The organism is Streptomyces sp. NPDC096040, assembly GCF_040303265.1.
Taxonomy (GTDB): Bacteria; Actinomycetota; Actinomycetes; order Streptomycetales; family Streptomycetaceae; genus Streptomyces.
This window is the reverse complement of sequence record NZ_JBEOTA010000010.1, coordinates 231,579-251,192: the sequence shown is the minus strand read 5'-3', so window position 1 is coordinate 251,192 and position 19,614 is coordinate 231,579. Positions and strand designations below refer to the sequence as shown.

At 71.9% G+C, this 19,614-nt stretch carries 18 protein-coding genes and 1 pseudogene; 13 read left to right on the top strand and 6 right to left on the bottom strand.

Annotation, left to right across the window (positions count from 1 at the left end; genetic code table 11):
* The first annotated feature begins 61 nt into the window (after positions 1-61).
* On the top strand, positions 62-2,206 hold the full coding sequence (locus tag ABTY98_RS16230; protein WP_352221546.1) for a SpoIIE family protein phosphatase: 2,145 nt from the start codon (positions 62-64) through the stop codon (positions 2,204-2,206).
* Here the strand turns inward: ABTY98_RS16230 and ABTY98_RS16225 are convergent.
* Positions 2,184-2,390 carry a hypothetical protein gene (locus ABTY98_RS16225; protein ID WP_352221545.1) on the bottom strand — a complete coding sequence of 69 codons (207 nt, stop codon included), beginning with the start codon at positions 2,388-2,390 and terminating at the stop codon, positions 2,184-2,186. The two genes, ABTY98_RS16230 and ABTY98_RS16225, sit on opposite strands and share 23 nt — an antisense overlap.
* Positions 2,391-2,401: 11 nt before the next feature.
* Between ABTY98_RS16225 and ABTY98_RS16220 the strand changes: the two genes are divergently transcribed.
* A complete protein-coding gene (locus ABTY98_RS16220; protein ID WP_352221544.1) occupies positions 2,402-4,816 on the top strand; it encodes a SpoIIE family protein phosphatase in 2,415 nt (804 codons plus the stop codon).
* Positions 4,817-5,096: 280 nt separating this feature from the next.
* Here the strand turns inward: ABTY98_RS16220 and ABTY98_RS16215 are convergent, their stop codons facing one another.
* Positions 5,097-5,489, bottom strand: coding sequence for a nuclear transport factor 2 family protein (locus tag ABTY98_RS16215; protein ID WP_352221543.1), 393 nt, complete (start codon positions 5,487-5,489; stop codon positions 5,097-5,099).
* 275 nt (positions 5,490-5,764) lie between these two features.
* Between ABTY98_RS16215 and ABTY98_RS16210 the strand changes: the two genes are divergently transcribed.
* The 7 genes from ABTY98_RS16210 (at position 5,765) to pip (ending at position 12,773) form a co-directional block, all read left to right on the top strand.
* Positions 5,765-6,817, top strand: coding sequence for a 2-dehydropantoate 2-reductase (locus ABTY98_RS16210; protein WP_352221542.1), 1,053 nt, complete (start codon positions 5,765-5,767; stop codon positions 6,815-6,817).
* Complete coding sequence (locus tag ABTY98_RS16205) at positions 6,799-7,662, top strand: alpha/beta fold hydrolase (protein WP_352221541.1); 864 nt, start codon at positions 6,799-6,801, stop codon at positions 7,660-7,662. Before ABTY98_RS16210 ends, ABTY98_RS16205 begins: the two co-directional genes overlap by 19 nt.
* A gap of 528 nt (positions 7,663-8,190) precedes the next feature.
* Positions 8,191-8,529: a helix-turn-helix domain-containing protein gene (locus ABTY98_RS16200; protein ID WP_352221540.1), complete on the top strand. Its 339-nt coding sequence runs from the start codon at positions 8,191-8,193 to the stop codon at positions 8,527-8,529.
* A gap of 232 nt (positions 8,530-8,761) precedes the next feature.
* Complete coding sequence (locus ABTY98_RS16195) at positions 8,762-8,965, top strand: cold-shock protein (protein WP_031482971.1); 204 nt, start codon at positions 8,762-8,764, stop codon at positions 8,963-8,965.
* Between the two features lie 187 nt (positions 8,966-9,152).
* Entirely contained in the window at positions 9,153-10,685 is a 1,533-nt protein-coding gene (locus ABTY98_RS16190; protein ID WP_352221539.1) for a DEAD/DEAH box helicase, read from the top strand.
* Between the two features lie 219 nt (positions 10,686-10,904).
* Positions 10,905-11,192, top strand: a complete 288-nt coding sequence (locus tag ABTY98_RS16185) for an SCO5918 family protein (protein WP_352221538.1) — start codon at positions 10,905-10,907, stop codon at positions 11,190-11,192.
* A gap of 603 nt (positions 11,193-11,795) precedes the next feature.
* A complete protein-coding gene (gene pip / locus ABTY98_RS16180) occupies positions 11,796-12,773 on the top strand; it encodes a prolyl aminopeptidase (protein WP_352221537.1) in 978 nt (325 codons plus the stop codon).
* A 181-nt stretch (positions 12,774-12,954) separates the two neighbouring features.
* On the opposite strand, the gene ABTY98_RS16175 is transcribed toward pip, so the two are convergent.
* On the bottom strand, positions 12,955-13,974 hold the full coding sequence (locus ABTY98_RS16175; RefSeq protein ID WP_352221536.1) for an aldo/keto reductase: 1,020 nt from the start codon (positions 13,972-13,974) through the stop codon (positions 12,955-12,957).
* A gap of 173 nt (positions 13,975-14,147) precedes the next feature.
* Here ABTY98_RS16175 and ABTY98_RS16170 point away from each other — a divergent pair, with 173 nt between their 5' ends.
* The 3 genes from ABTY98_RS16170 (at position 14,148) to ABTY98_RS16160 (ending at position 16,383) form a co-directional block, all read left to right on the top strand.
* A complete protein-coding gene (locus ABTY98_RS16170; RefSeq protein ID WP_352221535.1) occupies positions 14,148-14,723 on the top strand; it encodes a TetR/AcrR family transcriptional regulator in 576 nt (191 codons plus the stop codon).
* A gap of 21 nt (positions 14,724-14,744) precedes the next feature.
* Positions 14,745-15,305, top strand: a complete 561-nt coding sequence (locus ABTY98_RS16165; RefSeq protein WP_352221534.1) for an SDR family oxidoreductase — start codon at positions 14,745-14,747, stop codon at positions 15,303-15,305.
* A gap of 427 nt (positions 15,306-15,732) precedes the next feature.
* Positions 15,733-16,383: a TOPRIM nucleotidyl transferase/hydrolase domain-containing protein gene (locus ABTY98_RS16160; RefSeq protein ID WP_352221533.1), complete on the top strand. Its 651-nt coding sequence runs from the start codon at positions 15,733-15,735 to the stop codon at positions 16,381-16,383.
* 55 nt (positions 16,384-16,438) lie between these two features.
* Here ABTY98_RS16160 and ABTY98_RS16155 read toward each other — a convergent pair whose 3' ends face one another.
* Positions 16,439-17,383 carry an alpha/beta fold hydrolase gene (locus ABTY98_RS16155; RefSeq protein WP_352221532.1) on the bottom strand — a complete coding sequence of 315 codons (945 nt, stop codon included), beginning with the start codon at positions 17,381-17,383 and terminating at the stop codon, positions 16,439-16,441.
* A gap of 90 nt (positions 17,384-17,473) precedes the next feature.
* Between ABTY98_RS16155 and ABTY98_RS16150 the strand changes: the two genes are divergently transcribed.
* Positions 17,474-18,088, top strand: a complete 615-nt coding sequence (locus ABTY98_RS16150; RefSeq protein ID WP_352221531.1) for a TetR/AcrR family transcriptional regulator — start codon at positions 17,474-17,476, stop codon at positions 18,086-18,088.
* A 345-nt stretch (positions 18,089-18,433) separates the two neighbouring features.
* On the opposite strand, the pseudogene ABTY98_RS42300 reads toward ABTY98_RS16150, so the two are convergent.
* Both ABTY98_RS42300 and ABTY98_RS16145 read right to left on the bottom strand, forming a co-directional pair.
* A pseudogene (locus tag ABTY98_RS42300) lies at positions 18,434-18,551 on the bottom strand (IS630 family transposase); the annotation flags it as partial.
* Complete coding sequence (locus ABTY98_RS16145) at positions 18,548-19,396, bottom strand: LLM class F420-dependent oxidoreductase (protein WP_352221530.1); 849 nt, start codon at positions 19,394-19,396, stop codon at positions 18,548-18,550. The pseudogene ABTY98_RS42300 and the gene ABTY98_RS16145, both read right to left, overlap by 4 nt.
* Positions 19,397-19,614 lie beyond the last annotated feature (218 nt).

The window sequence follows — 19,614 nt, the reverse complement described above, 5'->3', positions numbered from 1 at the left end:
CCCACCGCCGGGGACGGTACGGCGCGTGCCTCCCACGGCACAGGACCGGAGGACGACCGTCATGGGGCACCGTGCCCGGCCCAGGGGTGAGCTGCCGGTGGACGACGCCCTGGGCGTGGCGCTGGCCGGCATGATGCGCCGGACGGGGGCGGCGAGCGGCGGGGTGTATCTCATCGAGGAGCCGGCCGCGCTGCTGCGCCTGGTGGCGCTGTGCGGACTGCCCGTCGACTTCACCGCCCCGTGGCAGCGGCTGGCGCTGACCGCCCCCGTCCCGGTGGCTGACGCGATCCGCGAGGACCACCTCGTCTGGGTCGGCGGCCAGGAGGAGATGGTGCGCCGCTATCCGCGTGCGGCGGCCGTCCTGCCGTACCCCTTCGCGCTCGCCGCGGTGCCGTTGCGCGGGGTGCGCCGCTGCTGGGGCGGGGTCGTGCTGATGTGGCCCGCCGACCATCCGCCCCGGGCCACGGCCCGCGAACGGCAGCACATCACCGCGAGCGCCCGCCGGCTGACCCGGCTCCTGGACGACTCGCCGGTACCGCCCGGCCTCCCCGACGGGCCCCGGGTCGTGCCCGTGGACGCCCCGCGCCATCCCGACCAGACCGGGCTGGCCGCCGCCGACTACCTGGACCGTCTCCCGGAGGGGGCCGTGGCCCTCGACCTGGAGGGCCGTGTCACGTTCGTGTCCGCCGCGGCCGCCCGGCTGCTCGGCCGGGAGCCGGACCTGCTGCTGGGCACCCGGCCCTGGCAGTCCCTGCCGTGGCTGGACGACCTGTGCTACGAGGAGCGGTACCGCATGGCGGTCGTCAGCCGCGCGCCGGTGTCCTTCAGCGCACGCCGCCCGCCGGACCGGTGGCTGACCTTCCATCTGCACCCGGACCACAGCGGCATCAGCGTGCGTATCACCCCCGGGGCGGAGACGGCGGCCGCGCCGCCCGCCGGCACGGAGCCGGCCCTGACCACGCCCGGCCGCCTCTACCAGCTGATCCACCTGGCGGCCGCGCTCACCGAGACGGTGACCACCCAGGACCTCGTCGCTCTGATCGCGGACCAGATCCTGCCGGCGTTCGGCGCCCAGGGCCTGGTGCTCAGCATCGCCGAGGCGGGCCGGCTGCGGATCGCCGGGCAGCACGGCTACCCCGCCGACGTCGTCGAGCGCCTCGACGCCCTCCCCCTCGACACCGGCCTCACCCCGGCCGGCCGGGTCCTGGCAAGCGGCGTCCCGGCCTACTTCGGCAGCCCCGCCGAACTGGCCCGCAGCCACCCCCGCGCCCCGCAGATCAGCAGAAAGCAGGCGTGGGCCTTCCTGCCCCTGGTCATCTCGGGACGCCCGGTGGGCTGCTGCATCCTCTCCTACGACCGCCCCCACACCTTCACCGCCGACGAACGCGCCGTACTCAACCCGCTGTCCGGCCTGCTGGCCCAGGCCCTGGACCGGGCCCGCCTGTACGACACCCAGCACCACCTCGTCCACCAACTCCAGCAGGCACTGCTGCCCCGCGGCCTGCCCACCCTGCCCGGCCTCGACGTCGCCGCCCGCTATCTGCCGGCCGGGCACGGCATCGACGTCGGCGGCGACTTCTACGACCTGCTGCGCCTCGACGCCACCAACGCGGCGGCCGTCATCGGTGACGTGGAGGGCCACAGCATGGCCGCGGCCGCCCTGATGGGGCAGGTCCGCACCGCGATCCACGCCCACGCCACCGCCGGAGCCACCCCGGACCAGGTCATCGCCCGCACCAACCGGCTGCTCGCCGATCTCTCCTCCGACCTCCTCGTGACCTGCCTCTACGCCCACCTGGACCTCGTCCGCCAGGAACTGATCCTGGCCAGTGCCGGCCACGCACCGCCCCTGCTGCGCCCCGCGCCCGGCCGGGCCCACCCGCTCGACCTCGACCCCGGACCGCCCCTGGGCGTCGATCCATGCGCCCGCTACCCCGTCACCCGGGCCGCGGTCCCGGCCGGCGCCGTCCTGGCCCTCTACACCGACGGTCTGATCGAACGCCCCGGCAGCGACGTCGTGCACGCCACCGCCGACCTCGCCGCCCACCTCGCGCGCGCCGGCGTCAACGACCTGGAACACCTCATCGACAGCCTCGTCCACCACGCCTGGCCGGCCGGCGGCCACACCGACGACGTGGCCGTGCTGCTCCTGCGGACGGCGGGGACGGGCGAGGGAGTCGGGTTCAGCGGTGGCCGTACGCCGTAGTCGTGGTCCCGGCGCGGGTGGCCGTCTCGGCGGCGCGGTTCCTGGCGTGAGCGGCCTCGTCGGCATGGCCGCCACTGTCCAGGCCGCCCTGCACGCCCTGCCCCCGGCGTCGGTTGAAGGGCGCACGGTGGGGCGGGATGCTGGGAGCGGATGCGGGCACCCGGACAGCCGGGAACCCGGGCATCCGGAGGCACCATGCAGGGACGCGTACCGGAGAACCTGACGGTCGTACCGGATGACCTCGCGGTCGTCGTCGACGCCGACGGGGCGGTCCTGGTGTGGAGCGCCGGTGCCCGGCAGCTGCTCGGGTACCAACCGGCCGAGATCGTCGGCCGTCCCGTCAGGCACCTGCTCGCCGCCGACCTGCCCGCCTCCGCGCGCCGCCACATCGCCAATGGGCACCGCTGGTCCACCGAGGTGGCGCTGCGGCATCGCAACGCCGACCGGATCGTCGTACGCCTCCAGGGCATCCCCCTCGCGGACGCGGGCGCCAGGCCGCTCTGGCTGGTGACCGGTGCCGCGCGGACGGCCGTGTCCGGGCGTGACCAGCTGGGGGCGGCGGCCCTGTGGGACCTCACGCTCGCCCAGCTGCCCATGCCGGTGGCGATCTACGACCGCGAGGACCGGCTGGTCGCCGCCAACGAGGCCATGACCCGGATCATGGGCCTGCCCGTGGCGGAGATGCGGGGCCTGACCCTGCGGGAGATCGAGCCCGACTGCCCCTTCGACGAGTACGACCGCCTCCAGCGGCAGGTCCTGCGCACCGGGCGGACGGTCTTCCACGAGCAGCACGGCCAGGCGCCCGGGGAGACCCGGGAGCATTCCTGGTCGACGTACTTGTCCCCGCTGAAGGACGAGTCCGGCACGGTGCAGGGCCTGTCCGCGACCGTCTTCGACACCACGGAGCAGTACTGGGCCCGCCGCCACCTGGCCATCCTCAACGACGCCAGCGTGCGCATCGGCAGCACCCTGGACGTGACCCGGACCGCCGAGGAGCTGGCCGAGGTGGCCGTGGGCGGGTTCGCGGACTACGTCACCGTCGACCTGCTGGAGTCCGTCGCCCTGGGCGACGAGCCGGGACCGCTGCCGCCGGACGAGCCGGTCACCGTACGCCGTACCGCACAGCGCTCGGTCCTGGCGGGCTGCCCGGAGAAGGCGGCCGACCCCGGCGATGTGCTCCACTACCCGGTGGACACGCCCCCGATGAGGACCCTGCTCGCCGGCCACGGCACCCGCCACCAGCCGGGCGACCCTGGCATGCCGGAGTGGATCGGAGCCTCCAAGGCCCGCGCCGACTCCGTCGCCCGGTACCTGATCCACTCGGTGCTGATGGTCCCCCTGCGCGCCCGCGGCGTCACCCTCGGTCTCGTGCACTTCCTCAGGCACCGCACACCCGAGCCCTTCACCGAGGACGACCAGCGACTCGCGGAGGAGATCGTCGCCCGGGCCGCGGTGAGCGTGGACAACGCCCGCCGCTACACCCGGGAGCGCCGCACGGCACTCGCTCTCCAGCGCAGCCTGCTGCCCGGCCGGCCGCCGCCCGGGCTCGAGGCGGCCGAGGTGGCCTACCGCTATCTCCCCACGGGTTCCGGCGGAGACGTCGGCGGCGACTGGTTCGACGTGATCCAGCTGTCCGGCGCCCGGGTCGCCCTGGTCGTCGGCGACGTCGTCGGCCACGGCATCCGCGCCTCGGCGACGATGGGCCGCCTGCGTACGGCGGTGCGGACGCTCGCGGACGTCGACCTCGCTCCCGACGAACTGCTCACCCAGCTGGACGACCTCGTCATCAGGCTCGCCCGGGAGGAGGACCCGGAGACCACTTCCGGGGATGTCGGCGCGACCTGCCTCTACGCCGTCTACGACCCGGTGTCCCGCCGCTGCACCATGGCCCGCGCCGGCCATCCGCCGCCCGCCCTGGTCACCCCCGACGGCGACGTCCGCCTCCTGGACCTCCCGGCCGGCCCGCCGCTCGGCCTCGGCGGCCTGCCCTTCGAGTCCACCGAGGTGGAACTGGCGGAGGGCAGCCTGCTCGCCCTCTACACCGACGGCCTGGTGGAGACGGCCGACCACGACGTAGAGGTGGGCCTGGACCTCCTCCGCCGGGCCCTCGCCACCCCGGCCGCGCCCCTGGAGGAGACCTGTGACCGCGTCCTGCACACGGTCCTGACCGACCGCCCGGCCGACGACATCGTCCTCCTCCTCGCCCGCACCCACGCCCTGGACACCACCAAGGTCCGCACCTGGCAGCTCCCCCAGCACCCGGCGGCGGTCGCCGGGGCCCGCAAGATGGCGGGCGAACAACTGGAGGCCTGGGGTCTGACGGACGCGGCCTTCGCCACGGAGCTGATCGTCAGCGAGCTGGTCACCAACGCGGTCCGCTACGGCGACGGCCCGATCGCCCTCCGTCTGATCCGCGACGCGTCCCTGATCTGCGAGGTCTCCGACGGCAACAGCACGGCCCCGCATCTGCGCAGGGCCCGGGTCTACGACGAGGGCGGCCGCGGCCTGCTCCTGGTCGCCCAGCTCGCGGAACGCTGGGGCAGCCGCCAGACGCCGACCGGCAAGACGATCTGGGCGGAACAGCCGCTGTCCGCCTCAGCGCTCGTCTAGGGCCCGCGGAAGGTCCCGTCGCAGGATGTCGATCACGGCGCAGACGACCGCGGAGGCACCATGGCTTCGCCGCCGGCTGCGGAAAACTGTGCGCCGCGTTGGGGACGTTCCTCTTCCTCGTCCTACTGGCGAGCGTCGGCGAGAGCGACCGAGACCGCCCGGGCCGCCCGGACCGTCGACGCCGACCGGGAATTCCTGGGAGGGCTCGGCATGCTGCTCCACGGTCTCGAAGAGTTTGGTGGACTTGGCGGTCCTGGCGGCCTCGGCGGCCTCGGCGGTGTCAGCCGTTGATCACACGGTCCACGACGAGGCTGTCGCTCACCTGCTGGAGCTTGGCGAGCTTGCCGTCGCGGACGGTCCAGATGTGCATGAACCTGGCGTCCGCGGTGGCCCCCCGCTTGCTCACGGTGTGGTAGTGCCCGAGGACGAAGACATGGCCCTCCCCGTCCGCGAAGTACTCCTCGCCCACGGGGTGGAAGTCGTCGAAGTTCTCCAGCAGCGGGCCGAAGAAGTCCCGGCCCACGCTCTCCGGGCCGTGGTAGACCCCGCCGCCGGGGAAGCCGGGCGTGATGTCCCAGACGAGTTCCGGGTCCATGACCTCCTGGAAGACCTCCGGCGCTGCCTTGGACGCGTAGAAGTGGCGGACGAGGGCGATGTTCTCGGGTGCGTTCATGATGTGCTGCTCCTCTGGCGGAAACTGACGGGGGATCAGGGGCGGGCGTGTACATCAGACCGCGAGGACGGCATGGGCCGCGAGGAGAAACGCCGTCTGCCGGTACGGCGGGCACGACCCCGGAGTCCGGCCCGACGGCGGCCTGGGAGATCCGGACCAGGGAGCCGGCCCTGGGGGACGAGGTGCCGCGCCCCGGATCGCCGCCGTGTGACGCCGTCGCCAAGTGGGCGTGAACGTGAGTACGGTTGATCGTGAGCCTTCCGCAGGAGCCATCCATGCCCCCCGCCCCCGTGCGCCTCGTGCCCAAGCCCCGCTTCGCCGTTCTCGGTGCCGGCACCATCGGCTGTCATCTAGGCGGCCATCTCGCCGCCGCCGGGCACGACGTGACGCTCATCGGCAGGCCCGCCGCCATGGACGTGCTGCGCGAGCGGGGACTCACCCTCAGCACCTCCGTCCGGCCCCCGATCCAACTGGCGCCGAGGCAGCTGACGTTGGCCACCGGCCCGGAAGCCGCGACCGGCGCCGACTATGTGCTGGTCACCGTGAAGACCGCCGGTACCGGGGCCGCCGCCAAGGACCTCGCCGCCCATCTCGCCCCCGGCGCGGTCGTGGTGAGCTTCCAGAACGGGCTGCACAACCCGGCCACCCTGCGCGCCGCGCTCCCCGGCCACACCGTGCTGGCCGGGATGGTGCCGTACAACGTGGTGCAGTCGGAGCCGGGCACCGTGCACCAGGGCATGCCCGGCAGGCTCATGACCGAGCCGGACGGCACGCTCGTCGCCGCCTTCCGCGAGGCGCACCTGGCCATCGAGGCCCGCACCGACATGTCCGAGGTGCAGCACGCCAAGCTGCTGATGAACCTCAACAACGCGATCAACGCCCTGTCCGGGCTGCCGTTGCGCGACCAGCTCGGCGAGCGTGCCTACCGCCGTTGCCTCGCCCTGTGCCAGCGGGAGGCCCTCGCCGTCTACCGCGCCGCCGGGGTCGTCCCCGCCCGCCTCGGCCCCACCGCGCCCGCCGTCACCCCGTACGTCCTCGGGCTGCCCGACGGTCTCTTCCGGCGGCTGGCGGGGGCGGCCCTCCGGATCGACGCCCACGCCCGCTCCTCGATGTGGGAGGACCTGCAACGCGGCCGGTCCACGGAGATCGACTCCCTTCAGGGCGAGATCGTCGCCCTGGCCACCGCAAACGGACTGAAGGCACCCGCGAACGCGCGTCTGGCCGACCTGGTGCGCGAGGCGGAGACCGCGCCGCGCACCTGGCCGGGCCCGGAGCTGTACGCCGAACTGCGCGCGGCACGACGACAGGCATGGGCGACCCCCCGATGAACCTCACCGACTGGATCGCCGGCGGCTCCGAGGCCGAGCTGAACGGCCACCACGTATTCGTCCGCCAAGACGGTCAGGACGGTACGGCCAGGCCCGTGACCCTCGTCCACGGCTTCCCCACCTCCTCCCACGACTGGGCGCCGACCGTCCCGCACCTGGTCGCGGCCGGATGCCGGGTGACCACCCTCGACCTGCTCGGGTTCGGGCAGAGCGACAAGCCGCGCCGCCACCGCTACTCCGTCCACGAGCAGGCCGATCTGGTCCAGGCCCTCTGGAAGCGGCTGGGCATCGGCCGAACCGCCCTGGTCGCCCACGACTACGGCGTCTCGGTCGCCCAGGAGCTGCTGGCCCGTGACCCCGCCCGCATCATCCGCGCCGCCTTCCTGAACGGCGGGCTCTACCCCGACCTCCACCGCCCGATCCGGGTCCAACGCCTCCTGCACAGCCGTGTCGGCCCGCTGCTGGCCCAGTTCACCGACGAGAAGAGGTTCACGGCCGGCCTGCGCGGCGTACTGGCCCGACCCGTCCCGGACGAACTGCTGCACGAGATGTGGACGGCCATCGCCCGCCAGAACGGCCACCGCCTCGCCCCCCGTCTGCTCCGCTACATCGACGACCGCCGTGTCCACGGCCCACGTTGGACGGGGGCCCTCGAACAGTACGACGGGCCCCTTCTGTTCGTCTGGGGTCCCGAGGACCCCGTCAGCGGAGCCCACGTGCTGGACCGCCTCCGCGAGCGCTGCCCCCGCGCCGCGTTCACCGTCCTGGACGGGGTCGGCCACTACCCGCAGCTCGAAGCACCCGAGGAGACGGCGAGGGCCCTGGCCTCGTTCCTCGCTGACTAGGGACGGGGCCTGGCTCCGCTCCGCCACGGGGACGGATCGCCGCGCCATGCCCGAGGAGACCGAAGAGGCGGTCAGCGGCCTGGCCCCGGCCACGGACGGCCCAGGCACGCGGGTCCTGAAGCCGCGTCGGATGACCGCCGTCACCGTTGGCGCCCTCGGCAGCGAACCCGCCGCTGCACGGACCCGCCCTCGCGGCCTCGCCGGTCGCCGCCGCGCTGGTGCCGGACGCGGCCCGGACCCCGGCGGTGGACCCCGGCGGCCGTGCCCCTGATGGCCGTGGATCACCGTGACCCAGACGACGGTGACGACCTGGCCGGTACGCCGAACGGGCTGATCATGCCCGACACGCAGGCCGGCCACGCACGACGCGCGCGGGCTCAGCGGCGAACGGAAATCTGTCACGGCGGAGCCATATCTCCATGGCTGTCGGCGTTAGGGTTGCCGTGCGACGCGGATGGTGCCGAATCCTTCGGAGAGCGGTGCCAGGCCCGCCCGGGTCCCCCGCCGCGTCCCCGAAACGAAGGTGTCATGCCCGCTGAGAACGCCCCTGCTGCCGGCAACCTCGACGATGACGACTACCCCGCCTACACCATGGGACGGGCCGCCGCCGTTCTCGGCACCACTCCCGCCTTCCTCCGGTCCGTCGGCGAGACAGGGCTGATCGCTCCCCTGCGTTCGGAGGGTGGTCACCGCCGGTACTCCCGCCGTCAACTGCGCATCGTCGCGCGCGCCCGGGAGCTGGTCGACCAGGGCACCCCCGTCGAGGCCGCGTGCCGGATCATCTCCCTGGAGAACCAGCTCGAGGACGCCCTCCGGCTGAACCGGGAGACAAGCCGAAAGCCCGACGGACACGCCGCGGATATCTAGTCCCGCCAGCACAGAAATACAGAGTGCGGCGACACTAGAATTACGGTGCGATGCCAAAGACACATGGCCGCTTACAGCCCACCTGTGTTAGCGTGATAGCAGTTGCAGTTTTGGTTGCCAGAGAAATTTTTTCTTTGTAAAGCTTTCCGGATCTTTCCGGAGGGGTGATCATCGCGGCGACTCGGCTTCGTAAAGTGCGGAGTCCGGCACTGCCCCTCAAGGGAGATTCAATATGGCATCTGGCACCGTGAAGTGGTTCAACGCGGAAAAGGGCTTCGGCTTCATCGAGCAGGAGGGTGGCGGCCCCGACGTCTTCGCCCACTACTCGAACATCGCCACCCAGGGCTTCCGCGAGCTTCAGGAAGGCCAGAAGGTGACCTTCGACGTCACGCAGGGCCAGAAGGGCCCGCAGGCCGAGAACATCGTTCCCGCCTGACGCTGACGCGAACCGACGCGAGCCACGTGCTCGCTCGTCTTGAGGCTGGGGCCCGCGCTCTTGGGGTGCGGGCCCCAGCTTTGCTCTTTTTTTCTCCGGCTCATTCTTGTGATTCCTCGTGCGGTCACCCGTCCGCCGGCCGGAATTCCTCGATACGCCGCATCGCCGCATCGAGGAAGGTTCCTTCTTGAACCGCACCCGCCGCACCGGCGGCAGTTCCGGCCGCCACCGCACGGACCGCACCACCACACGCTCGGCAGGCTCCACCCCCGGCAGCCGCTTCCGTACCCAGGGATCCGGCCACCAGGGCCCCCGCCAGGGCACCGGCACCGGCCGCAAGAGCGGCCAGGCCGCACGCTCCGCCCCGGGCCGCCAGGAGTTCGCCCTGCCGGTCACCCTCACCGAACCACTGCCCGCCGTCGAGACGTTCGCCGAACTGGACATGCCCGAACGGCTGCTGGCCGCCCTCCGCACCGAAGGCGTGACCGTCCCGTTCCCCATCCAGGCGGCCACCCTGCCGAACGCGCTGGCCGGCCGGGACGTCCTGGGCCGGGGCCGCACCGGCTCGGGCAAGACGCTCGCCTTCGGCCTGCCGCTGCTGGCCCGCCTCGACGGGCAGCGCGCCCAGCCCAAGCAGCCGCTCGCCCTCATCCTCGTCCCCACCCGGGAACTGGCCCAGCAGGTCACCGACGCCCTCACCCCCTACGCCCGCGCCCTGCGGCTGCGGCTCGCCACCGTGGTGGGCGGCATGTCGATCGGCCGCCAGGTGAGTGACCTGCGCGCCGGCGCCGAAGTCGTGGTCGCGACCCCCGGCCGCCTCCGGGACCTCATCGAGCGAGGCGCCTGCCGGGTGGACCAGGTCAACATCACCGTCCTGGACGAGGCCGACCAGATGGCCGACATGGGCTTCATGCCCCAGGTGACCGCGCTGCTCGACCAAATCCCCGCCCACGGCCAGCGGTTGCTGTTCTCGGCCACCCTGGACCGGAACATCGACCTCCTGGTGCGCCGCTACCTCCACGACCCCGTCGTGCACTCGGTCGACCCGTCCGCGGGCGCGGTCACCACCATGGAGCATCACCTGCTGCATGTGCGCGACACCGAGAAGGAGACCGCCGCCACCGAGATCGCCGCCCGTGACGGACGCGTCCTGATGTTCCTGGACACCAAGCACGCGGTGGACCGGCTCGCCAAGCGCCTGCTCGCCGTCGGTGTGCGGGCCTCGGCCCTGCACGGTGGCAAGTCCCAGTCGCAGCGCACCCGGACCCTCGCCCAGTTCAAGGACGGCCACGTCACGGTCCTCGTGGCCACCAACGTCGCCGCCCGCGGCATCCACGTCGACGGCCTTGACCTCGTCGTCAACGTCGACCCGCCCGCCGACCACAAGGACTACCTGCACCGCGGCGGCCGTACCGCCCGCGCCGGCGAGACCGGCACCGTCGTCACCCTCGTCCTGCCGCACCAGCGGCGCGCCGTGGACCGCCTGATGACGGACGCCGGGGTCACCGCGCGTGCCGTCCAGGTCCGGCCCGGTGAGGCCGAGCTGCAGCGCATCACCGGCGCCCGCACCCCCTCGGGCGTACCCGTCACCATCGCCGCACCGGCCGCCGACACACCGCGCGAGGGCACGCGATCCGCCGGTCGTGGACGGGGCCGTGGTCGCGGAGGCCGGTCGTCCGCCGCGCGAACACGCCGTAGCACCTCAAGGACCGACTCGTAGCCGAAGGAGGACCGGACTCACAGCCGGAGCACGGGGATGCGCTCCCGGCGGACAGACCGAGCCCACGCCCGTCCCGTCCGCCCCGACGCCGGACCGCACCCCGGACGTGTCCCCCGTGATCGACGAACACGGACACCCCGGGCGTTCTCGCCCTCACCCTGACCGCCGTCCGACCCCCCGTCCCGCCGCGTCCCGCGGTCGCCCCCCGAGGAGGCATCCATGCGCGTTGTCATCGCCCGTTTCCCCTTCGACCTCACCAAGAGCGAGGTCGAGCAGTCAATGAGCAGCCACACGCCCGAACCCGTCACCGGCGTGGGCGTGACCATCGACGGCCGTGTCTACCCCGTGATGCAGGTCGGGGAAGTGATCACCCGGCAGAACCGCCGTGACTTCACCACGCTCGAGATGCGCCGGGCACTGACCCGGCTGGGCTTCACCTGCCATGACCCCCGCCCGGTCGCCCCGCCCCGGGAGGCGCGAGCCGACGAGGACGCCCTCGGCTGGTGACGCCTTCCGGGTGACCGCGAGTACTGGGCGCTTCGCGGGTTGGAAAGCCGGAGATGTGGCACCCGGCTCTTGAGCGGGCCGGACACGCATACCGCGTCCGGTAGGCCAACGGTTCAGCAACGAGCCGCACACCGCACGGGCCGGCACGGCCCGCTCAGCCGGTTGTCGCCGCGGGGCTGCCCGGCGACAACCGGTACGACACGCGCGCCGAACGGCCGGCGAAGCGGGCCCGGGGGACGGTCGGCGGATTCAAGCCGGGGAACAGCCGGTGCAACAGGCCCGGGGAACAGCCGGCGGAACAAGCCCGGCGAACGGTCGGTGCAACAGGCCCGGCGAACGGCTGACGAAGCGGGCCGTGCGAACGGCCGGTGGAGCAGGCCCGGCGAACGGCCGGTGCGCAGGCCCGGCGAACGGCTGACGGAGCAACCCCGGCGGCGCCGACGGCACCCGCGGCGCCTGGCCTTGCGTCTCCTCTCCTCCCCTCCTGTCCTCCCGTCCGTGGCGACGCAGGCCCGGGCCGGCATCCCGGGCTCCCCCGATATTCCCCGGCCAACTCCGTCAAGGAGTAAGGCTGTTCCCAGCAGCCTTGGAGGGGAGATCACCATGCCCGAGCAGTTCCCGCCCATCGAGCCGTACGCACATGGGCTTCTCGATGTCGGTGACGGCCAGCGGATCTACTGGGAGGTCAGCGGCAACCCGGAGGGAAAGCCCGCCCTGTGCGTGCACGGCGGTCCCGGCAGCGGCGGGCGCCGCCGCAGCCGCAGGCTGTTCGACCCCGAGGTCCACCGGATCGTCCTGTTCGATCAGCGCGGCTGCGGTGAGAGCCGGCCGCACGCCTCCGACCCCGCCGTCAGCCTCGCCCACAACACCACCGAACACCTCATCGCCGACATGGAGCGGCTGCGCGAACACCTCGGCGTCGAACGCTGGCTCCTCTACGGCGGCTCCTGGGGCTCGACGCTCATTCTCGCCTACGCCGAACGCCACCCGGAGCGGGTCTCCGAGATCGTCATCGCCGGTGTCACCATGACCCGCCCGGAGGAGATCGACTGGCTCTACCACGGCGTCGGCCGTCTGGTGCCCGGCCCCTGGGAGGCCTTCCGCGACGCCCTGCCCGCCGCCGACCGCGCCGGCAATCTCGTGGCCGCCTACAACAGGCTGCTGAACAGTTCCGACGACGCGATCCGGGTCAAGGCGGCCCGTGACTGGTGCACCTGGGAGGACGCCGTCATCGCCCATGAGGTACTGGGCAGCCCCGGCGCCTACAGCGACCGGCCCGACGACTCCCTGATGGCGTTCGTCCGCATCTGCGCCCACTACTTCGCCCATGACGCCTGGCTGGAGGACGGCCAACTGCTGCGGGACGCCGATCGGTTGGCCGGGATCCCTGGGGTGCTGATCCACGGCCGGCTCGACCTGGGCAGCCCGCTCAAGACCGCATGGGAACTGGCCAGGGCGTGGCCGGACGCCGAACTGAAAGTGATTGACGACTCGGGCCACACCGGCAGCCCCGCGATGCACGAGGCGGTCCTGACGGCGATCGCACGGTTCGGTGAGAGGGACCGGAGGGGCGAGAGGTGAGGGTGACCCGGCGACCGGTAACCGGAGCTGGGCCGCCTTGCCCGTGGGTGGTCAGGCCTCCTTGCTGATGATGCCTGAAGGCGGGGATTCCCTCCGAAGAAGAGGGATGGGAGCGGTCGTGATCCCGAAACGAGGTGGGGCCGTGGTCGTGGATGCCATGGAGTGGCCTCTCTGCCGCGGTTCAGCGGCGGCGCAGTGCCGGGTCGAGCAGGGCGGGCGTGGTGTCGAGCTTCTCGTGGGCGGCCAGGTCGGTGCCGGGGGCGACGATCGCGTCGATCGCGTCGAGGACATCGGCGGAGAGCATGGTGTCGGCGGCGGCGAGCTGGGAGTTCAGGTGGTCCTGGGTGCGGGGGCCGATGAGGGCGCTGGTGACGGCGGGGTGCGCGGTGACGAAGCCGAGGGCGAGCTGGATCAGGGTCAGCCCGGCTTCCTCGGCGACGGCGGCCAGCCGTTCCACGGCGTCGAGCCGGGCCTGGTTGGCGGGCAGGGTGAGGTCGAAGCGGTCGGGAAGGAGCTTGGACCGGCTGGTGGTGATGGACCGGCCCTTGCGCACGGCGCCCGAGAGCCAGCCCGAGGCCAGCGGGCTCCACACCAGCACGCCCATCCCGTACTCCTCCGTCACCGGCAGCACATGGGACTCGATACCGCGCTGGAGGAGGGAGTAGCTGGGCTGTTCGGTGACGTAACGGCTCAAGTGGTGCTCGCGCGCCGCCCACTGGCCCTGCACGATCCGGTACGCCGGGAAGGTCGAGGAGCCGAAGTAGCGGATCTTCCCCGCGCGTTGGAGATCTGTCAGCGCCGACAGGGTCTCCTCGTCGCTCGTGGTCGGGTCCCAGCGGTGTATCTGGTAGAGGTCCACATGGTCGACGCCGAGCCGGCGCAGGCTGTTCTCCAGCTCGGTGACCAGCCACCGCCGTGAACCGCCGCGGTGATTGCGCTCGTCGCCCATCGGCAGGCCCGCCTTCGTGGCCAGCACGATGCCGTCACGGCGGCCGGCGATCGCCTTGCCGACCATCTCCTCCGACTCGCCCTCGCCGTACATGTCGGCGGTGTCGATCAGGTTGATCCCGGCGTCCAGGGCGGCGTCGACGATCGCGGTCGCCTCCTCCTGCGTGGTCCGCCCGATCGCGCCGAAGTTCATCGCGCCGAGCGCGAGCGCGCTGACCTGCACACCGGTACGGCCCAAGGTGCGGTACTGCATGACCGAGTCTCCTCACATGACGTACATGACGTAAGTGGCATACATGGCATATATGACGCACAGGTAAGCGGGACGTCGTCCCGTTTCATGTCTCCGACGATACGGAACGAGGTCCCGTTTAGCAACGCCCCGATAGGGTGAGAGCGGAGGAAGCACACGATGAGGGACGCACGATGAAGGACGAGGAGCAGGCGGTCCGGCCCCGCCGGGCCGACGCCCGGCGCAACGAGATGACCCTGCTGGAAGCGGCCGCGGCGGCGTTCGTCGCGTCGGGCGTGGAGGCACCGGTACGCGACATCGCGGCCCGGGCGGGCGTCGGCACGGCGACGATCTACCGGCACTTCCCGACCCGCGCGGATCTGATCATCGCCGTCTACCGGCACCAGGTGGAGGCCTGCGTCGAGGCAGGCCCGGCCCTGCTGGCCACCGCCCCGAGCCCGTACGACGCGCTGCGCCGGTGGATCGACCTCTTCGTGGACTTCCTGGTCACCAAGCACGGGCTCGCCGCGGCCCTGCGCTCCGACCAGGCGGGCTTCGACACCCTCCACGCCTACTTCCTGGACCGCCTGGTCCCGGTCTGCGCCCGGCTCCTCGATGCGGCGAACGAGTCCGGCGAGATCCACACCGACCTGGCCGCCCTCGATCTGATGCACGGCGTGGGCAACCTCTGCATCGGCGCGGACCACGACCCCGGCTACGACGCCCGCCGACTGGTCGGCCTTCTCGTCACGGGGCTGGGCCGGGCATAAGGTGCCTGGCATGAGGGGCAGTTGCGAGGTCGGGCGGGCCGGATCGACGTCTCTTTCAACCTCGTACCGCGGGGGGACCTCCAGGGCGTCCCGCTGACCGAGATGTCGGTCGAGGACTACACCAGGCCGGTGGTGCGAGGCATCGCCTGCCAGTTCATCACCGCCCGGGCGGCCGCCCGCCGGATGGCCGCGCAGGGTTCGGGCGTGATCCTCGCCCTGAACAGCGGTTCCCACAACGGCACCCCGATGCTCGGCGGTACCGGCGCCGCCGACGGCGCGATCGACGCGCTGATCCGCCAACTCGCCCAGGAGCTCGGCCCGTCCGGCGTCCGGGTCTGCGGGATCTGGACCGCCGGGGTCACCGACACCCTCACCCCGGAGAAGCTGAGTGCGGCGGGCGCCCCGGCGATGGACGAGGCGGCGGTGGCCGGTATCCGCGCCCACCTGGACTCGCTCCGGATGACAAAACGCTCCCCGCGTATCGCGGACATCGCGGCACTGGCGGCATTCCTCGCCTCGGACGCCGGAGTCGCCCTCACAGGCACCTGGATCAACGCGACCGCCGGGATGTTCCCGAGCTGACACCGACGGCCCCGGCCCTCCGTCGGGTGGCCGGGGCCGCCGGCCGGATCAGCGGCCCAGGCTGCCAGGTCTGGACGCGAGAGCGAGTGCACGCCATCGTCGCCGCAGCCCGGGCGTGGCTCGCCGCCATGCCGAGTGCCACCCGGGCCGGGCGCACGACGGCTGCATCGGCCTCATCGAGGACGTCGAGGCGGTCGTTCAGCGCCAGGTAGGGCGGCCGTACGAACTCCTGTGTCCGTTCGTGGAGGGGTTCGCCCGGTCGGCGCGGCGGCTCTCCCTGGTGGGGGGGCCGGTGGGCTCGCCGTGTTCGGCCTTGGTTCCACCGTCGCCGCCACCGGGCGCAAGGACTGACACCCCGGCCACTGATGGCCTCGCGTAGGCGGATATTCCCTGGCATCGACGCCCGGCCCGGGCGGAGACTCGTGCCATGGCGGACATGGGGGCGTTCCGGGAGGCGGTCGCCGGGTGGGCGGGTGGTGGGCCCGAGGGTCCTGCTCGTGAGCTGGTCGATCGGCTGGGGGTGCGGGTCGCCGTGCTGCTCGAAGGGCCGAGCGATGTCGCCGCCGTCGATGCGCTGGCTGCGCGGCGTGGGCGGGAGTTGGCGGCCGAGGGGGTGTGCCTGCTGTCGATGAGCGGTGCGATGAACGTCGGGCGCTACGCCCGCCTGCTCGGACCACCCGGCCTGGGCCTGCGACTGACCGGGCTGTGCGACGAGCGGGAGCGGCCCTACTACGCCCGCGGCCTGGAGCGGGCCGGTGCCGCACCACACGGGTTCTTCGTCTGCGCCGCCGATCTGGAGGACGAGCTCGTCCGCGCCCTCGGGCCGTCCCGGGTCGCCGAACTCGTCCGCGCCGAGGACGACCAGCGCCCCCTGCAGACCTTCCTCAACCAGCCCGCCCAGCGGGGCCTCCCCGCACAGCGGCAGATGCGCCGCTTCCTCGGCACGAAATCGGGGCGGAAGATCCATTACGGCCGGGTCCTCGTCGAGGCCCTGGAACCCGACCGCGTGCCCGCGCCGCTGGACGGGCTGCTCGCCGGTCTTTTGACGGAGCGGCGCGCGACCCCCTGGTGGCCCTGAGCCGTTGATCGTCGGCAGTCCGCGGCGAGGGTGCCGAGGATCCGGCGACGGCGGACTACCCGGCACGCTCGTGATCGATGAACGCGGTCAACGCGGCCACAATTGCGTGGGGTTGCTCGTCGGGAATGAAGTGCCCGGCCTGCGGGACGACGACGCCGGTCGCGTTCTCTGCCCAGGGGCTGATGGAGGCGGCCATGTCGGGGATCGAGCCGTGGGAGCCGGAGATTCCCAGGACCGGGACGGTCAAGTGCCCCAGTCCGAGAGCGTCGTGATTCTTACGCGCTGACTCCGCGGCGTCGCGGTAGTAGGCGAGAGACGCTCGGAGGCCGCCCTCAGCCGCGATGGCGGCGGCGTAATGGTCGATCTCGGCGCCGTCGAACGTGTTCGGGGACAGTGCTTTGGTCTTCAAGAACCAGTCGACGTAGTCACGCTCGCGGCCGGTGAGCAGCGTCTCGGGCAGTTCGGGCACCAGGTGGAACGCGAAGTGCCAGGTCTTCCAGGCCCGCTCGGGATCCGTCGGGACGGACTCCGGGAGGGTGATTCCGGGAATGCCGGCGTCGAGCAGAGCGACGCCATGCAGGCGCTCTTCGTACTTCAGGGCCAGCGAGAAGGCGACCCAGGCCCCGACGTCGTGGGCGACGAGCCAGTACTTCGGCACGTTGAGCGCAGTCAGCGCAGCCTGGACACGCGAAGCGACGGTGTGCGTGTCGTAGCGCCCTTGAGGGCGGTCGGAGTGGCCCTGTCCCGGCAGGTCGATCGCTATCACGTGGAACCGCTCGGCAAGACCTGGCATCGCCTTTCGCCAAGCCCACCAGGTCTGCGGGAATCCGGCGAGCAGGACGACGGTGGGACCCGCCGACCGGCCGCCTTCCACGGCATGAAGCCGGATTCCTTCCGCGTCGACCCAGCGGTGGGTGAAGCCCGCAAGGTCGTGCAGCGGCAACCCGGGGACCGGATTCTGGTCGCGGGAGCGGTTCGGGGCGATGGCGGCGTCGGTCATGCCCGGACCCTATCTTATCTTGAACTATCCAGTTCAAGATAAGATGGGCAAGGCCACAACGGCCTGGTCCAAGAACGAGGTGCATGCGTGATGGCCGGGAAGAAGCAGTTCGACGTGGGTCTCGCGCTCGACGCGGCGATGGTCCAGTTCTGGCGGGCCGGATACGCCGACACGTCCCTCGACGACCTCTCCCGGGTGACCGGGCTGAACCGCAGTTCCATCTACTCCTCGTTCGGCGACAAGGACTCGCTCTACCTGCGGTGCCTGGACCGCTATGCCTCTCGGTACGGAGACAGGTACGACCAGGCGCTTTCCCATGCGTCCGAGGAACCGCTGCGGGCGGTACGGGCGTTCTTCGAGGTCACCCTGCAGCGCATCGCCGACCCCGACGTGCCCGAGGGATGCCTGGTCGCCCAGACCGCGATGGCGACACCGGTACTCAGCCCCGCCATCGCCGCGCGCGCGATCGAAGCTCTGGGCTTTCAGCGTGCCCGGCTGCGGACCGCCTTGAACGCCGCGGAGTTGACCGAGGGCGATGCCGACGCCTTCGCCGTTCACTTCGCGGCGGTCAACCAGTCACTGGCCGTGATGAGCAGGGCCGGGGCGACCCAGAAGCAGCTCCGCACGGTCGTCGACATCAGCATGAGCGCGCTCTCGCAGGCCTTGCACGGGCGTGAGTCGCTCCGGTACAGGAGTTCAGGATGAGAAGGATCATGGTCTGGCGCCGGGGATCTCGGTGTCCGGGAGGACAGCCCTGCCCCTCAACGGCAACCGGCCCACGACCCCTCGGCTCCGCGATGCCGTACCTACCCGAGACCCCCCTGAACACAGTCGCTTCCAAGACGTGCCGGTGCGGCCGGACTGGATCGTGCAGGGCGTGACGCACCTGCAGTTCGTGGTGGCGGCGGGGTGTGCCGGCTGTCTTGCGCGAACGGATCGACACTCTGCGCGGTGAGCGGCGTGTCGATGAGCCCGTCGAGCCGCGCCGCGAGGCAACCCGCGCGTCACTTGGCCACCATGACGCGGACGACCCTGAACGGCGCAGAACCGTGGTGTTTCCCCCGCCCTCGGCGCACGCCAGGACGGTCCGCGAGCGCAGCGCCAACGCCCGAGCGGTGGTACGCCGCCGCGACCAACCCCCAAGCGTCGCACGCTCCGACTCGGTCAGCCCGCCAGCCCCAGCGCCTCCGCCAGCGCCCGGTACCCCGGCAACGGGTCGGTGTCCTCGGGGTGCAGTAGCTGGAGCGCCACATGGTCGGCGCCCGCCTCCTGGTGGGCGCGGACGCCCTTCGCCACCCGGGACGTCTCGCCGTGCAGGATCAGCGCGTCGAAGAGGCGGTCGCTGCCGCCGTCCGCGAAGTCGGTGTCGTCGAAGCCCAGCCGGCGGAGGTTGCTGAGGTAGTTGGTCCGGTTCAGGTAGAAGCCCAGGGTGGCGTCGCCGATGGCGCGGGCCCGGGAGCGGTCCGTCTCCAGGACCACCTTCTGCTCGGGGGCCAGGATCGGTCCGGTGCCGAGGATCTCGCGTGCCTGGCGGGTGTGGTCCGGGGTGACGAGGTAGGGGTGCGCGGCGGCCGCACGATCGCGGGCCAGGCGCAGTACCCGGGGGCCGAGGGCTGCCAGGGCGCGGCGCGCCACCGGGACGCCGGCCTCGTCGAGGACGTCCAGGTAGTCGTTCAGGGCCTGGTACGGCCGTACGAACTCCTTGTTCGCCTCCGGGTGACCCGCGCCGATGCCCAGCAGGAAGCGGTCCGCGTGGCGCTCGGCGATACGGCGGTACGAACGCGCGACTCCGTCGGCCGGGTTGGCCCAGATGTTCACGATGCCGGTGGCGACGACCAGGGTCTCGGTGGCGTCGAGCAGCCGCTCGACCACGGTCAGGTCGGGGTCGGTCACGTTGCCGAGCCACAGCGTGCCGTAGCCCAGGCGTTCCAGCTCGACGGCGAGTTCGGGCTCGGTGTTCGCCAGGCGCCACACGCCGAAGGCACCCAGGTCGATCTTGTCCGTCTTGTCCATGGTCTCGTTCATATCAGGCCCAACCGGGGGTCAGCGACAGCCATTCCGATCGCCATCGAAATAAGCGCCTTCACCACCGGAGATCACATGTCTGAACGGAATTTACATACAGGACCCTTGACGCGTTCGCGACATCATCTCTAGCTTCGCAGAGAAAGCGCTTTCCGTCTCTATCTCTCCCGCACGTCCGGTCACACCCCTGAACCCGAACGGAGACG